This is a genomic window from Exiguobacterium alkaliphilum, assembly GCF_018138125.1.
Taxonomy (GTDB): Bacteria; Bacillota; Bacilli; order Exiguobacteriales; family Exiguobacteriaceae; genus Exiguobacterium; species Exiguobacterium alkaliphilum.
Genome location: NZ_CP073103.1, coordinates 1 through 15,716 on the forward strand (window position 1 = coordinate 1; position 15,716 = coordinate 15,716).

A 15,716-nucleotide genomic window follows, 5' to 3' on the forward strand; every position below is an offset into this window, starting at 1 on the left:
GATGATCGCGAAGCGACTCGAGAAACTGAAGCAAGGTACACCGTAGAGAGGAGGCCGAACCCATGGCCGAGAGTGCGAGAGAGAAGCGAATCCAGAACGAATTGCGTGTCGTCGCGAGGATCATCGAGACGCAACGCGTCCGCCTCGAACGGGGCGACGTGCTCAATATCCAGACGACCGATGGCTTTCTGACCGTCTATCAGGACGACACCTCAGACACCCCAAAAACTGTTACACTAATAGATAAGTTCGACTTCCGCGTCAACCTGAAAATCGCGGATCTACTGAAGGGGAAAATCGTCTGACGGAGGGGTAAACGTTATGAGGAAAATCTTGATTGGTGTCCTACTCGGAAGTTCGTTACTTTTAGCATCGTGTGGTGCCGAAAGTTCGAATTATCTTTCTACGACTTCTGTTGAAGAAATTGCAGATATTAAAACTGAGCAAGAAAGTGCATACGTTCTTGTAGACAGCGATAGTCAAGGTAATGAAGGGGTTTACGTTGATACTGTGCGAGAAGTCGCCACGGAAAAAAAGAAAGACGTTCTCTTATTCAATCCGTTTCAGCCTAATGGGGAAGATCTTGAGGAACGTTCTACCCAAGAACATCCTGAACTTAAAGGTGGCAGATTGTACGAGATAACTGATGGTGAAATCAGCCGTGAATTAAATGTATCTGCCCTTACAGAAGATGAATTAAAGGATCAAGTTACTAACTTCATTAAATAGCCTCTGAATGGAGGGATTCTATGGGTGATAACGAAGTTGTAAATAAGCTACAAGAGTTCACTGATATCCTTAGTCTCAGTACACTGGTACTGGATGCCCTCCGCTCAATGGGTTGGATTTTAATACGTGGCTTAGCAGTATTGATTGATGGACTTGAAAAAGTGGCTGACAGCATATTACTAACTAAAACATTTTTTAATAACTCTCAAGTGGTTGAATTCGTTTCTACGATTCAACCTTTTTTGTACGTTCTTTTAGCTGCTAGCTTCTTATTCACGGGTTACCTCATCATTTTTCAAAAGAAATTTGATCGGGAAGGATTTTTAATCAATCTGTTTATCACGTTGCTCATTCTCGGACTATTATCTCCAACGATGACGCAAGTAAGTGAATTCAGTGATACTGCAATTGATTTCACAACTCAAAACTCTGGCGAAAACTCTTCCGGTGAATCGATATCAAATCAGATTTTACGAGAAAACATTCATGATTTGATTGAGTATGACCGAAACGATTTTTCCGGTTTGGAAGGTGAGGCTTTGAACTCTCTGCCTCAAAGTCATTTACGAAATATCGACATCAACGAGGTATTCGATAGTAATGAATTTCGCTTGGGAAGTACTGGCGAACAAATCTCTCAGTCTAAACTAACCTGGAATGGTGAAACGATGGGAACCTCGAAACTCGACCAAGGTGGCGTCGAATGGAACAACCAATACTACTATCGCTATCAGCCGAACTGGTTGACCATCTTCGTGACGCTCGGGATCATGGGCTTCACGCTGTTTTCCATTGCTTATAAACTGGCGCGTCTCTCGTTCGAGCTTGCTTTCAACTATGTCCTGGCGATTCTCGTCGCACCGACCGACCTGCACAGTGGCCAAAAGACGAAGAAGGTCATCCAGAGCATTTTGAACACGTTCCTCGTGATTATCCTGATCTTCGTTTCGATTAAACTGTACACGATCGGGACCGCCTATCTCGCGGAGACGTTGGACGGGTTCGCCTACCTGATCGCCCTCATCGCCTTCTCGGTCGCCTTGATTGATGGACCGAACATGGTCGAGCGGCTGTTTGGGATCGATGCCGGACTTAAACGGGGCTGGGGTGTCGCCCTCGGCGCCTATGCCGCCGGGAAAGGCGTGACCTCGGCCGGTGCCCACGCGGTCTCGAAGGTCGCGCGTGCCACACAGGGCGCACCGAAAATGCCATCGCTCCATGAGGCTGCGACGACGCGGATGGATTCAAACGCCATACCGCATAACGGTTCAACACTTAGTGCAGCGGACCAAGCTTCACAGCGGATGGACACCGAGAGACAAACCGATCCAGATGGTGTCGCTCAGGAGAACCAAACTGCAAGTCGCACGCAGACCGATCAAGAGAAACCGACAAATCCAAAGGACGTTGCGCAACCAATCAATAGTCAAGAGTCAGAACTTGAAGCGCAAGGCTCTCCACACGTGAACGAAGCGTCGGGCCGCACGTCTCCCGAATCGATTCATGCGACGAACCCTGAATCAAATACCGAACGTGGACCCGACCATCAAACAACATCATCGGAGACATCAAGACCGGAGTCGATTCACGATCATTCAAGTTCTGGTCATTCTCCAAGCCCTAGTTCGTCGCCTATCGAACCGGTCACTCGTTCTATCGATAACGCATCCGGACCTGATAATCGTCAAAGCGAATCGGTAGCCGGAGAAGCTCAGACGCCACCGACGCAACAAAAAACACCACATTCAAACGACTCATCTACGTCATCTACGATAGATTCGAGTGATGCGGCATCAGAGAAACGTCAAGGACGCGCCCGACGGACCATCCATCAAGACACCGTGCTCGATGTCGAAACCGAGGTCATTGAACAGGTCCGAGAGAATCAGACGCACCGTCATACACAGAATCATGAAGAAACGCGACGGATCTATCCGACCTCGCCACCGCAATCTGACAACATGAAGAAAAAGGAGTGATGACCCATGCGCAACTACCGGATCCCGAACGAGGTCACGACCGAGCTCAAGATCAACAAGATGCTCTATTTGCACGACTTCCTGTTCCTCGTCGGGCTCATCGTGCTCCGGCTCGTGACGCTTCCGTTCATCCCGTCGGTGCTGCACATCCCGTTCACGGTCTTTCTCGTCGTATTCGGCCTGTTCATGGTACTCCGGCCGGCGACGAACCCGCAGAAGCGGATGGTCCACGCGCTCTACTACGCGCTCATCAAACGCAAAGACACCTATCTCGCGCTCGACGCGCACACGAAAGGGCGTGATTGAGATGGCGTTCATCGAGGAGTCGCTACAAGAACCGAGACGCACGGGCACCTGGCTCGACGAACAGAACGTGGTCGAGAAACGAAAGGTCAAAGACAAGGTCGTCATCAAACCGACGGTCGCCGAACTGATGCCGGTCGTCGACATCACCGGGACCGAGGCGTTCGAGATGCGCGACGGGACCTATCTCGACATGGTCCAGCTCACCTCAAAGGACATCTATTCTTTAAATGAAGAGGAAAAAGACCATGATGTGTTCTCACTCGCCTATCTTCTACAGGCGTACACGCATCCGCTTAAGGTCGTGCCGCTGAACACGCCGCTCAGTCTCGAACGGCAGAAAATCAGCATCGAACGACAGATTCGACAAAATCAGACACCGGCCTACCTGCCCTTCTTGTTGAAGAAGAAGCAGGAGCTCGAATACCTCGAGGAGCATCGCACCAATCGCGATTATCTCCTCTTTTTTTATGCTGATGACGAGCGGACGTTACGGGAGCGGAAGACACACCTCTATAAACTGCTCCGCCGCTCGAACCCGATGCGCGAGCTGACACTCGACCAGAAGGTCCATGTGCTCTATCAATTGAACAACCCGAACACGAAACCGCAACTCGACGCCTGAAGAAAGGAGTGACGCGCATGTGGCAACGTCTGCGTGAGCGAATAGCCAAACAACAGGACCCAGAGACCGTCAAAAACGAGAAAGGTTATAACCCCGACGTCATCGCCAAAATCCAGCCGCAGGGCGGCATTCGGTTTGAGGCCAACTTCGTCCGGCTCGGGGACGGCTATCTGTCGTGCCTCCATGTCTATAAATATCAATCGCTCGTCTACGACTACTGGCTCGAACCCATCTTAAACATGCCGGGCGTTTTGACGACGCTTGACATCGGGACGGCCGACAAGCGCGAGATCATCCAGACCATCAACAAGTCGATGGCCGAACAGAACACGCGCTTCGAGAACGCAAAGGACAACATCGACCGCATCGACGCCCGGGAGACATACAAGGAGCTGAACGAGCTCTACGAACAGATCACCCAGGGCGAGACGATGAAATATCTGCACCTACGCCTCTATGTAAAGGCGAAGACGCTCGACACGCTCGAGGTGAAGGTGCAGGAAGTGATGGAAGAGCTCGAAGCCCGAAACTTCCGTTCGACAATTTTCCTGAACGAACAGGAATGGGAATGGCAGAGCCTGTTCACGAGCTATGATCAACAACAAAAGCTCCCGAACCGGCGCCGTGGCAAAGAAATCCCGTCCCTCTCCATCGCCGGCGGCTATCCGTTCCACTTCACGTCGCTCCAGGACGCGACCGGAACATATTACGGGACGACCGACACGAACGGAAGCGTCATCTTCGACCTGTTCCACAAGGACAAGCAACGCAAGTTCTATAACGCGCTCATGATCGGCAAGATGGGGTCCGGCAAGTCGACGCTATTGAAGAAGACGGTGCTCGATCAGGCGATCAAGGGCAACAAAATCCGCATCCTCGACGTCACGGGCGAATTCTCCGACCTCGTGCGTCAGCTCGGCGGGAAAGAGATCGCGCTCGACGGGTCGGCCGGGCTCATCAATCCGCTCCATGTCTATAAGACGGTGACGAATAACGACGGCAGTGCCAACGAGGCACTCTCGTTCATGCAACATCTGTCGAAGATGGCCGTGTTTTATCACTACATCAACCCGGCGGCGACGCAAGAAGAGACGAACGAGTTCGAGATCCTACTTCGGGACCTGTACGTCCGGCACGGACTCTGGGACGAACAGGGTGAACTGCCGATCACGACGCATCCGGCGAACCGGTACCCGACGTTCTCCGACTTCTTAAAACTCGTACGTCGTGAGCTCTATACGGATGACACGCGCACCTCGATCAAGGAAGCAATCAGTCCGAACCGGGTGCGGCGTCTCGAGAACATCGAGCTCGCCGTCACGAACCTCGTCCACAACTACGGCAACATCTTCGACGGGCACTCCTCCATCGACCGGTTCGACGAGGAGCTCATCGTGTCGTTCCCGCTCCGGAACCTGACAAGTCTGCGGGACGAGGTGTTCCAGGCGCAGGTGTTCTCTTTGATGAACATGCTGTGGGACGGAATGATCGCCAACGGATCGAGTCAACTGAAAGCCTACAACCAGGGCGTGCTCCGGACGGAAGAAGCATGCAAGTACCTCATCGTCATCGACGAGGCGCACCATTTGATCAACACGCGCGACATCGCGCAACCGGCCATCCTGTATCTGCAACGCTGTATGCGCGAGGCGCGCAAATACTTCGGTGGCATCTTCTTCGTGTCGCACCTGATCACCGACTTCGTGCCGGCCGGATCAAAATCCGAGAATGCCGAGAACGTCAAGTCGCTCTTTCAGTTGACGCAGTACAAGATCATCGGCGAACAGGACGCGGAGAGCATCCCGATCATCCAGACGGTGTTTGATGGCCAACTCTCGAATTCCGAGATGCGGATCATCCCCTCGCTCGAGACGGGGCGTGTCGTCCTCAGCATCTCCGGCGTGCAGAACCTCATCTTTGACGTCGACGTCGCACCCGAGGAGCTCGCCTTGTTCGGTGGAGGTGCCTGATGTGGGCGGCCGCGAAACGGACGGCGCGCTTCGCCATCACAGCGAAATGGCAGCTCGCGACGCTCAAGTGGCGACTCATCCTGCTCGGCATCGCGGCACTCGTCTTGTTCCTGGTCATCCTCGTCGTCGGGATCCTCGATACGCTCACAGGTGTCCAGAACGAGCAACCGACCGATGTCACATTCGACACGGGCAGCGGTCTTCAGGTGAGTGACCAAGTGCTTCAGTATCGGGGCTTGGTCGAATCGGAACTGACGAAACACGGATTGGCCGACCAAACGAACCTTTTGCTCGCGCTCATGATGCAGGAGAGCGGCGGACGCGGGAACGACCCGATGCAGGCGAGCGAATCGAAGTGTGGACAGATCGGTTGCATCACCTCCCCCGAGGAAAGCATCGTCTATGGCGTCGAGCATTTCGCGTCCGTCTTTGAACGGGCGAACCGGGACGTGCAGCTCACGTTACAGAGTTACAACTTCGGCGGCGGCTTTATCGATTATGTCCAGGAGAACGGCGGACGATACTCGAAAGAGCTCGCTATCTCGTTCTCCCAGATGATGTATCAGCGCGTGAAACACACCGGCATCTATCGCTGTCATCGTCCGAGTGCGGTCCAGCACGGCGCCTGTTACGGCGACATCGAGTATGTCGACGCGGTGTTGAAATACCTTGCGCCGGTCGCCGTCGCCGACGGAGTCATCACGAAAAAGCTGTTGTCAGGGTTACGTTCCCCGCTCGCCATCCCGCTCAACGTGACATCGCGTTTCGGCTGGCGTATCGTCTTCGGACAACGGGACAACCACACCGGCATCGACTTCAGTTGCACCCCGTCCGATACGATCCACGCGGTCAAGAGTGGCACCGTCATTTTTAGCGGCGACCGCGGACCGTACGGGAATCTCGTTCAGGTTCGACACGACAACTACATCACGGCGTACGCGCACCTGAGTCGTCTCAGTGTCCAAAGCGGGCAACAGATCGACGCCGGACAGGCGCTCGGGTACTGCGGCACGACCGGCCGCTCGAGCGGGAACCATCTGCATTTCGAGATCAAGACGAGTGAGTGGTCCGGTCATATCGACCCCGCCCCGGTCTTCGGGTTGTAAGTCATGGATGTATGGAAAGGAGGAGGAAGAATGAACTTCACCGCACGTCACCTCGCCTATCTGTTCGGGGTACTGCTTCTTATTTCACTCGCGGCGAACGCCTTTTTCTATCAACAAGCGACGGCTGTCACGAGTACTTCAGACACGAATCAGACGGAAAATGAGAGTGTCACTCCCTCTGAATCGGCAACCTCCGAAGCTACGTCGTCGGACACTGAACAAGTCGTCGCTTCGACGGAGACGGAACGAATAGATGAGCTGACGACACGCGCAACGCGCTTCGTCGAGTACGCCTTCACCATCACGAAGGACAGTTACACGACCCAGAAACGACAGGCGAAAGACGTCATGTCGGAGGAACTCGCGGCCACGCTCTTCGCCGCTGACGGCAGTGACGTCGGCACGTTCGAGACGACCGTCCGCGATATCGAGGTGTTCCCTTCCGTCTCCGGAGAAGATTGTCTCGTGCGATTCGAACAAGACCTGTTGATCACCGAGACGGGTTATGAAGAGACGACGCAAGAACTGTTGGCGCTGACGTTCAAGTCCATCGACGGACGTTTGGTCGTCACCGCGATGGAAGACCTGACACCGGAAGGAGGAATTTAAATGCGGCGGCAAACGCGACGACGACTCACCCAGAACGTCTCCCGGTTCTACCTCGGACTCGGCGTATTCTTTGTCATCGGCTTCCTCTTTTTTGGAACCTCATCGTTCTTCTTTGCTGAAGAGGCACCGGTCAATGAGACACCGATCAACGAGGCAATCCGGCTCTCGAACGGGGAGACCGTGACGCTCCATGCCTGGAGTTATGACATGGATAAACGGACGATGCGTGTCCGCCTCTCACTCGATGAGACACCAGGTAACACCTACGTTCATCTCTTCCCTTACGTCTATAAGGCACGCCCTGATGCCGAGAAAGAAGTCACGCTACTGTATGAACGGAACGACCAATATGTGCTCGAATTGAAAAACGTTCCGAACGACTTTGGCCAGCTTGCCGTCCGGATCTATGGATTGAATGAATCGCAATCAATCAAGGAACTCACACCCGAGGAACGAGAGAACGGTCTTTTGACTTCCCTCTATGCCGACCGTCGGACCATCGAACAGGCGAGCCACACCTCATCTGACGAGACAACTTTCGCGCGACTATTCATCGAGGACGAGCTCGCGGAGACCGAACGCCAGTTAGAAAAAGCGCAGCAGTCGGTCGAAGTACAGCGACAACACATCAAGCGACTCGACCGAGACAAAGAGGAACTTGAAAGCGAACTCCCCTACCTCTCGCTCGACGAACAGGTCAAACAAGAGAACGAAATCTTCGACCTCGGCCGGAAGCGTGACGAGCTCGTACTCGAACTCGAGAAGCTCGAACAGTCAGTCAAAGCGCTCGAAGAAAAGCACGACAAGTTGCGCGTCCGGCTCCGGGAACTGTCGATTTAAGTGGCACATTTCGTGCCAAATCGCTGGTTTTACTGGCACATTTCGTGCCGTTTTCGGACTTTTAGTGATATCACGGAAACCCCAGGCTCTGCCTGGGCTATCACGACAAGTGATAGCAGTTTCCCCTTATGCTCTTTGAATGAACTTTTTTAAACGTTGGCAATATGTATCCTCTAGAAAGGTGGTCAGGCAGATGGATCTGTTACTCCGCGACATCGACCCCGTCATCGTGAAGCAGATCGATGAATGGGCGAAAGAACACGACCGCTCCCGGCAACAATATTTGAAAGAACTGCTCGCCTCTTGGTGCGCGAACGGCATCCAATCGACACAGGTCGAGCGGCTCGAACGACAGCTCGAAGCGAACACGCTGCACTTAAAAAGGAGCGCGGACGAGCTCGCCGAGTTGACCCGGTTGTTGAACGAGGTGATGCAGGATGCGTGAGACGCCGGGCGTTGTCATCAAGTCGAAGTTCAAGGTGCCGGGCACGAAAAAGAAGTCACGTCGTTACACGACGTACCTCGACTACATCAATCGACCGGACGCGAAAGACAGCCGCGAACAGTTCGAGACGTATCACGACTATATTGAAGACGAGACGAAATCGAGCGGTCTGTTCACACGCGAGGACGACCTGTTGGACGACGAAAAGCGTCGCGCTGTCCGCGACATCTTCAAGCACGCGCAAGAGAACGGGAGCATCCTCTGGCAGGACGTCATCTCGTTCGACAACGCTTGGCTACGCGAGACCGGCGTGCTCCACGACGACCTCGTCGACGAGAAACGGTTGATCCAGGCGACACGGAACGCGATCGATTCAATGCTTCAAAAAGAGAAGATGGTCCACGCCTACTGGACCGGTGCCGTGCATTACAACACCGACAACATCCATGTGCATGTCGCCATCGTCGAGACAAGCCACATGCGTGAGCGCGGTAAACGAAAACCGAAATCGATCGAGCTGATGAAGTCGAAGGTCATCCATTCCCTCGCCGATCGGACGAAAGAACAAGAGAAACTGAACGCGTTCATAAGAGACGAACTGGTCGCCCATAAACGGAACCGGAAAATTCCAACGCTCCCGAACCGTGTCCTGCACCCCGAGCTTGTCCGTCAATTCAAGGACATCTATGAACGTTTGCCGGAAGACAAACGTCAATGGCGTTACAACATGAACGGGATGCAGCCGCTCCGGGAATCACTCGACCGTCTGACCGATCACTATATCGATATTCACTTCAAATCAGAGTTCCAGGCCTTCAACGAGCGGCTCGAACAGGAGGTGTCGTTCCATCGTCGCAGTTACGGCGACACGGAGAAGGCCGAGCGGTACCGGACGACAAAGCGACAGGACCTCTACACCCGGATGGGGAATGCCATCCTCTCCGAGATGCGCGACTTGTCAAAAGAACAGACGATAGTTGAGAAAAATAGATCTCCAAAACATCCGGTCCGACGCGCGTTCAACCAACAAAAAATCTTCAAGGAATCACTTTACAGGATTGAGCGGCATATGAACGACGAGTTCGAACATTTGAAGAACCAACGTGCTTTCGAACAGCTGGAACGGGACATCGAATATGGAAAGTGAGGGAGGACGATGGAAGAGTTGAGACAGATTCGTCTCCGGTTAAAGCCGGAGACGGTTGCGTATTTGGAGGAGTTCGCCGACGACAAACGATTCGGTCATCTCGGTCAGGTCATCGACCATATCGCAGACAAGCATAAACAACTGGCCGACGAGAAGTGGGACATGCAGTTCCTCATCCGCTCGATTAGCACGCAGGTCTCCCGTCATATCGAGGAGTTGGTGAACGAGCAGGTATCGGCGGAACTCGAGCGGATCCGTCTCGCCGCGAACCGCTCCGACCGTCACGGACTAATCCTGACAGAGCTCCTTCAGGCGCTGATGCAGACCGAGGGCATCGAGGACATCATGACGACGGATCAGTTCAAGCCGACGTTCCTCGCGACGGCGGAACGTGTCGTCCAGGAACGCATCGAGCACCAAAAACAGAAGAAGGACACTTTAACTTTTGAGAGAGGATGAATCTTATGCGACCACTTGACCGTCCCTTCACGATGGGACAACTGTTGACGCTTCAATCCGATACCGTCACGGTCCTCATCTATGGAAACCAGTACGACATCCCGGTGTCCGTTTCCGAGCACCAGCTTTTAACAATCATCGCGCAAGACGAAATTGTCTTACTTCCCGTCAATTTCGAGCGGACACAACTGTTACTCGACATCCCGGAAACGTCGCCACAACTCGAGCGTGAACTGAACGATTTTGCGGATAGTGATGAATCTGTCACCGACTTGTTGAAGGAAGGAGTCTGACACGATGGCCAAAATAAAAACGAACGAAGAACGGAAAGCTGAGCTCGAGACCTTGACGGAACAAATGGGAAAGCAGATCGACAGCTACTTCGAGAGTCCGGAGAAGATTCGGGAACATCTGCAGTTTCTCGGCAAGTTCCATCAATACTCGATGCGGAACGCGATCTTGATCGAGTCCCAGTTCCCCGGCGCAGTCGCGGTCGGCTCTTATCCGTTCTGGGAGAAGCAAGGCGCACAGGTTCAAAAAGGTGAGCGTGGCATCAAGGTGTTCGTCCCGAACCCAGTGACGTACGCCCTGCACAAAGATGAATGGGTACCGCTCAGCAAGGCACCGAAGCCGATCAAGGACGGTGTGAAACAAGGACGCATCCCGTCACGCAAGATGATGTACTTCAAGATCGGTCACGTGTTCGAGTACACGCAGACCGACGCTCGCGAGAAAGGAATCGAGGTCTCGGACATCTTCAAACGGTATCACCGTGACGGCGGGCTCGAGAACGAACAAGACATCCGTGACGCCTTGACGACGCTCGCGGATGCCCGGAATGTGACGCTATTGGAGGAACCGCTCGACGAAATCGGGACGGCGAAGGGCTGTTACTATCCGGAGCTGCATGCGATCGCCTTGAACCCGCGGAACACATCCATCGAGGACATCAGCGTCCTGATCCACGAGCTCGCCCACGCGGAGCTGCACAACCAGGAGCGGAATTTAGAACGGGACAAACCACTCACGGCACCCGAAAAAGAGTTCCAAGCCGAGATGGTCGCCTATGTCGTCTCACATCAACTCGGATTCCCGACGGACGACTTCTCGCTCTCTTACTTGGCCGGTTGGACGAAAGACAAGGAACTGCTCGACAAGGAACAACTATTGCAAGAGGTCCATCAGACATCCGCGACTTTCCTCGACCATATCGAGTCACACTTAGAGAAGGTGCGCACGTTGGAACAAGAAAAGGAACAGACCCCACTCGAATATATCGAGCAGCTAGATCGGCGTATGGGATGGATAGACACCGACCTGACACTCTACGAACAGGTTCACGCCGTACAAAGTGTGTTTCCCGAAGAGGTGGAGCCCTATCTGAACGCAAAAGCGGCCCTCGAGACGAACCTGAATGTGGATCGTGTCGATGAGCCGCTCATGTATATTCATGGTAAAGGATTCGGGTTTCAACAGTTCGGTATCGCCAATAATCATGACTTCAGTGAAAACCAGCTTGTTGCTTATACAATTGCATTACCTAATCAACCATTGGTTAGCGGTCACTTCGTTCCAGACAGTGCTGTAAACCCTTTACACAATCTTGAAAAAAACAATCGATTTGAAAAACCGATTCTGAAATCACTCGAGGAGTGTTGGCATGAAGTACTTCTTAAAGAAGAAAAAAGAGCTCTTTCAAGGACATTTCTTTTAAATTCTGAACGCACTCTCTAAATTAATAACCAGATACAAGAAGTATGAAGCTTCTTGTATCTGGTTATTGTTTAAGCTATCAGCTTTCTTTATCTCTCTTTTCGTCCAGTCCTTTCCAAAATTTCCATCCATTCTGGGAAAGTCCTGAACATAGTCCGGCAGGGATACTCGGACTAGTAAATTCGACATTGTCCACTAACTTTGCTGTCATTTCATCTATCTTGATTGCTTTTCCTGACTCTATAAGTTGAGTGTATCGTCGGTAAGAGCGTTTGTAAAACCTCCCACTGTCACTCCAATCTTTTGTGCGACTTAAAGGAGCTTTAATAATAGAATTTGTCAGTAAGATAAAACGTCCATCTTGTAACTTAATTGACGCTTGGTGCGGAGAACGAGCAAAAAAAATCTCATCTTCATCTATTTCTTCATTTATTGATGCAGCCGCCTCAAAAGAAATCCCCATAGCTTCAAGTAAGAATTGCATTTGAGAAGCAAATGAATTTAATGTGGATAAATTAAATACATTTACATTGGGCGCCGTCGTTCTCAAGTCTTGGTTTTCTAAACTATACTGTGTTTTTGAAAAAGCCTGGATAAAATAATATTCCAAATAATCAATACTTAATTTATCAAAGCTATTGTTGTCAGTAACAAATAAGATTCCAAATTGCCAAAAGTCTTTGTCTCTCAAATGGGATTTGATGCGCTTAATGCCATTTACAGACTGCCCGATGTAAACGCTTGATTCTTCTGTAGTAGAGAAAAGAAAATATACAGCATGATTATTAGCGTAATCTAGAGATTCGACTTTACTCAGCTGACTCTTTGTAAAATAAAACCCACGTATTTGACTCGTCGGATCTTGAAAAATACGTAACGATGTTGCATGACTAGCATCAGGGAAATGAAGCATCAGCGTTCGATTATTGATCACAATTTAGGTACCTCACTTTACATCTAAATGATTGTTGTTCGGGAGATGTACTTGAAAACATATATAGAAAAAATCTGTATACTTTTACTCAGTCTTCCCAAAGTTCATCCATCAGCCGGTCGATTTCTTTTGATAGCCGTTGCCTTTCCTCTGCATCTATCTCAACTTTTCCATCCTCATAAAACCACAGCACATCCCCAGATTGAATCGAATCAGGGAGCCGTGACTTTGGAATATCCTCCATCACTTCTCCGAATTCGACGACAGCTAAGTCTCCTTCGAATCGATCGATGATTCCCCGTCGTCTCTTCATTTGGATTTTTTCACGGCGTAACTCGAGCCGTTCCCCGTGATGATGATTGTGCCGTTCTTGTCTGTGCGAAGCGTGTTCGCTTTTTGGCGCTTTAAGTTCGTCACCACTTCGGACGTCGGGTGCCCGTAGTTGTTCTTCCCGACACTAATGATGGCATGCTTCGGTTTGACCGTATTGAGGAACGTGCTGCTCGTCGACGTCTTGGCACCGTGATGCCCCACCTTCAAGACATCTGCACGGAGCGTCTGCTTCTTGGCCATCATGTCCTTCTCAGAAACGTGTTCCGCGTCCCCTGTGAACAAGAACGTGTTCTTCTTGTACGTGACATGAAGGACTGCACTCCAGTTGTTCAAGTCACTGTTCGAGTAGGATTTGACCGGACCCACAAACTTCGCACTGACACCTTTGATCGGTAGCTTCACGCCGGCCTGTGCCGTTTTGATGGTCTTCCCTTCCCGTTTGACGGCTTGAAGGAAGTCTTTGTAGGCTTGGGTCGTGTGCTTCACTTTTGGCGCGTAGACGTTCTCGACACGGTAGGCATCCAAAATTTCATCTAATCCACCGATATGATCTGCGTCCGGATGCGTCGAGATCAATACTTCGATGTCATCCACTTTTTGTTTCTTGAGATAGGCGACAATGGCATCGCCCTTTCCTTTGTTCCCCCCGTCGATGATGACGTCCTCACCGCTCGGCATCTTGATGTAGATAGCGTCTCCTTGCCCGACATCGATGTAATGGACTTTGATGCTCGCAGCGGCAGATGCCTCCCCGTATGGCGACACCAATAGCGCTCCACTAAATAGAACGGCACTCCCAATCTTGATCAATTTATTCATCTTCTATCACTCCACTTTAAAATTATTGTAAAATTATCCAACACACCTTTATTATAATCCGCTATTTGTTAAATAGCTTCTTATTCCTGTGGTTGACCACATACATAAATAGGTAAGGTGTAATTGATAGGAGGAGTGAGAGAAATGGATTTACGAAAACCAATCGCAATAAATAAGACGAATAAACCGGTCCTGATTTTTAAAGACGGGATAGAATTAAAGGAGTGTGTCTCCATTCAGGAAGCTGCACATTATCTGAAAGCATACACGTTATGCACCGCCATGCCGTATCGTCATATTATGAATGGCATCATCCTTGATGAGACCTGGATCCATGAGCGGAGCAGCTATCGGTTCACCACTGATCCCGATGTGAAAAAAGCAAAGTTGGAAGAGATGAAAGTCCGGAACAAAGTCCGTTTTTAAGGAAGGACAGAATATGAAATCGAACAGGTCTCATGTGCTTTATCTTATACACGCTGTACACTGATTCGTCACTGTTTGTTAAAACCCTACGAGGTACATACGAGGTACACTTGAACTAAAAAGGGGTTCTCCTCATGCGACTTCAAGAATGGATCCAGCAATATCACGGTACAGAGATACTACGCTTTGATCACCTTTGCGAGTACTTGGATGCGACACCGTTTGAAATCAAACACCACCTTGATGGAATCAGTACTGAGATAACCGGCGTACTGAAGTCAGAAGAGGGTGTTGGCGACGACGCGTTCATCACGAAGCTGGAACATCATTTGCTCAGTAGATTCGACAAACGAAGAAAAAAAGTAAAAGTCACGATTGAGGTCGAGTTGTCACTACCTGCAGAAGCCTACAACTCTTGTCAACGCGAACGGTTTAGAATAATCGAACGTGTGACCCGGCATATGAACGAACAAAATTTTGAAGGAATGGCGCATCGTAAACATGCTATAAGGAAAAAAATGAAGTTTACCTACTTAGCCCTTTCTTTGGCCATTTTGCTAATGGTTGGTTGCACCAATAAAAACACATTTTCTGCAAGTGAGACAGCAGAGGAGCCTGTTGTCCAGATAGAAGAAGTTGTCGAGGCAACTAAATTCGGGCAATCCGGCCACGGAGCGTATCTTCATAAATCGAATCGGTCTCGCAGATTTCACCCCACATCAATAGTTTAGCAATTCACTCATACGCAGTACACGCATTTTATATTCGACATAATGTTTGTTTCATGGGATTAAAAAAACCTAATAGGAAAAACAGAAAAGTAATACATCTGTTTCCCTATTAAGTAATATGTCAATTTCTGTTTTGTCATTTAATCTTCATAAATGTCTATAATACTAAACCAATTAATCGAATACTTGCTATAAACTTCAAGTGTTTCAAAAGGAAATAAAAATTCTTCATCTTCAAAGAGCCACTCTAAGTTTTCATCCTTTCCTGTTTCTAATATGTGCATCCTTGCAATATAATCCTCCATATTGATAAACAATTTTAAGGTTTTTTTGTTTTTATCATATATTAATTTTGAGTTTCCCTTAAGTGCACTAATTTGAAGCTTATTAACTGGCATATTATTCTCAATGAAACCGTCTATCTTCAGACAGATTTCTTCACCACATTTAGTTTTAAGGAACTTATCTTTTAATAACGGTATTTCACTTTTGCAAATTAATAAATATAACATGCTCTTACTATATCTTTTTAAGCGCATTTACCTTTA

General features: G+C 50.2%; 20 protein-coding genes. 16 read left to right on the top strand and 4 right to left on the bottom strand.

The window, feature by feature from the left end:
* Window positions 1-62: 62 nt before the first annotated feature.
* The 14 genes from KB235_RS15270 (at window position 63) to KB235_RS15335 (ending at window position 11,946) form a co-directional block, all read left to right on the top strand.
* Entirely contained in the window at window positions 63-305 is a 243-nt protein-coding gene (locus KB235_RS15270; protein ID WP_024127790.1) for a hypothetical protein, read from the top strand.
* A gap of 16 nt (window positions 306-321) precedes the next feature.
* On the top strand, window positions 322-729 hold the full coding sequence (locus KB235_RS15275; RefSeq protein WP_147537536.1) for a hypothetical protein: 408 nt from the start codon (window positions 322-324) through the stop codon (window positions 727-729).
* A gap of 20 nt (window positions 730-749) precedes the next feature.
* Entirely contained in the window at window positions 750-2,708 is a 1,959-nt protein-coding gene (locus KB235_RS15280) for a pLS20_p028 family conjugation system transmembrane protein (protein WP_420842166.1), read from the top strand.
* A 6-nt stretch (window positions 2,709-2,714) separates the two neighbouring features.
* A complete protein-coding gene (locus tag KB235_RS15285) occupies window positions 2,715-3,014 on the top strand; it encodes a DUF5592 family protein (RefSeq protein WP_031424824.1) in 300 nt (99 codons plus the stop codon).
* 1 nt (window position 3,015) lies between these two features.
* Window positions 3,016-3,636 carry a hypothetical protein gene (locus tag KB235_RS15290; protein WP_211781070.1) on the top strand — a complete coding sequence of 207 codons (621 nt, stop codon included), beginning with the start codon at window positions 3,016-3,018 and terminating at the stop codon, window positions 3,634-3,636.
* A gap of 17 nt (window positions 3,637-3,653) precedes the next feature.
* Complete coding sequence (locus KB235_RS15295; RefSeq protein WP_211781071.1) at window positions 3,654-5,606, top strand: VirB4 family type IV secretion system protein; 1,953 nt, start codon at window positions 3,654-3,656, stop codon at window positions 5,604-5,606.
* The gene (locus KB235_RS15300; RefSeq protein WP_211781072.1) at window positions 5,606-6,712 is read left to right on the top strand and encodes a lysozyme family protein; all 1,107 of its coding nucleotides are present in this window, start codon (window positions 5,606-5,608) and stop codon (window positions 6,710-6,712) included. The genes KB235_RS15295 and KB235_RS15300 overlap by 1 nt, the downstream gene beginning before the upstream one ends.
* A 30-nt stretch (window positions 6,713-6,742) precedes the next feature.
* Window positions 6,743-7,321: a hypothetical protein gene (locus KB235_RS15305; protein WP_211781073.1), complete on the top strand. Its 579-nt coding sequence runs from the start codon at window positions 6,743-6,745 to the stop codon at window positions 7,319-7,321.
* A complete protein-coding gene (locus KB235_RS15310; RefSeq protein ID WP_211781074.1) occupies window positions 7,322-8,161 on the top strand; it encodes a hypothetical protein in 840 nt (279 codons plus the stop codon).
* A gap of 193 nt (window positions 8,162-8,354) precedes the next feature.
* Window positions 8,355-8,606: a hypothetical protein gene (locus KB235_RS15315; protein WP_211781075.1), complete on the top strand. Its 252-nt coding sequence runs from the start codon at window positions 8,355-8,357 to the stop codon at window positions 8,604-8,606.
* A complete protein-coding gene (gene mobP2 / locus KB235_RS15320) occupies window positions 8,599-9,753 on the top strand; it encodes a MobP2 family relaxase (protein ID WP_211781076.1) in 1,155 nt (384 codons plus the stop codon). Before KB235_RS15315 ends, mobP2 begins: the two co-directional genes overlap by 8 nt.
* A gap of 9 nt (window positions 9,754-9,762) precedes the next feature.
* The gene (locus tag KB235_RS15325; RefSeq protein WP_211781077.1) at window positions 9,763-10,212 is read left to right on the top strand and encodes a hypothetical protein; all 450 of its coding nucleotides are present in this window, start codon (window positions 9,763-9,765) and stop codon (window positions 10,210-10,212) included.
* A 5-nt stretch (window positions 10,213-10,217) separates the two neighbouring features.
* On the top strand, window positions 10,218-10,505 hold the full coding sequence (locus KB235_RS15330) for a hypothetical protein (protein ID WP_211781078.1): 288 nt from the start codon (window positions 10,218-10,220) through the stop codon (window positions 10,503-10,505).
* Window positions 10,506-10,509: 4 nt separating this feature from the next.
* The gene (locus tag KB235_RS15335; protein ID WP_211781079.1) at window positions 10,510-11,946 is read left to right on the top strand and encodes an ImmA/IrrE family metallo-endopeptidase; all 1,437 of its coding nucleotides are present in this window, start codon (window positions 10,510-10,512) and stop codon (window positions 11,944-11,946) included.
* Window positions 11,947-12,004: 58 nt separating this feature from the next.
* Here the strand turns inward: KB235_RS15335 and KB235_RS15340 are convergent, their stop codons facing one another.
* From KB235_RS15340 to KB235_RS15350, 3 genes are all read right to left on the bottom strand, one after another.
* Window positions 12,005-12,859 (bottom strand): GIY-YIG nuclease family protein, encoded by an 855-nt coding sequence (locus tag KB235_RS15340; RefSeq protein ID WP_211781080.1) that lies wholly within the window; start codon window positions 12,857-12,859, stop codon window positions 12,005-12,007.
* 88 nt (window positions 12,860-12,947) lie between these two features.
* Window positions 12,948-13,172 carry a DUF3006 domain-containing protein gene (locus KB235_RS15345; protein WP_211781081.1) on the bottom strand — a complete coding sequence of 75 codons (225 nt, stop codon included), beginning with the start codon at window positions 13,170-13,172 and terminating at the stop codon, window positions 12,948-12,950.
* Window positions 13,169-14,011 (bottom strand): ComEC/Rec2 family competence protein, encoded by an 843-nt coding sequence (locus KB235_RS15350; protein ID WP_211781082.1) that lies wholly within the window; start codon window positions 14,009-14,011, stop codon window positions 13,169-13,171. The genes KB235_RS15345 and KB235_RS15350 overlap by 4 nt, the downstream gene beginning before the upstream one ends.
* Window positions 14,012-14,155: 144 nt before the next feature.
* On the opposite strand from KB235_RS15350, the gene KB235_RS15355 reads away from it, so the two are divergent.
* Together KB235_RS15355 and KB235_RS15360 are read left to right on the top strand one after the other, a co-directional pair.
* A complete protein-coding gene (locus KB235_RS15355; RefSeq protein ID WP_211781083.1) occupies window positions 14,156-14,437 on the top strand; it encodes a hypothetical protein in 282 nt (93 codons plus the stop codon).
* A gap of 134 nt (window positions 14,438-14,571) precedes the next feature.
* Window positions 14,572-15,168: a hypothetical protein gene (locus KB235_RS15360; RefSeq protein ID WP_211781084.1), complete on the top strand. Its 597-nt coding sequence runs from the start codon at window positions 14,572-14,574 to the stop codon at window positions 15,166-15,168.
* Between the two features lie 140 nt (window positions 15,169-15,308).
* Here the strand turns inward: KB235_RS15360 and KB235_RS15365 are convergent, their stop codons facing one another.
* The gene (locus tag KB235_RS15365) at window positions 15,309-15,707 is read right to left on the bottom strand and encodes a hypothetical protein (protein ID WP_211781085.1); all 399 of its coding nucleotides are present in this window, start codon (window positions 15,705-15,707) and stop codon (window positions 15,309-15,311) included.
* Between the last annotated feature and the right edge of the window lie 9 nt (window positions 15,708-15,716).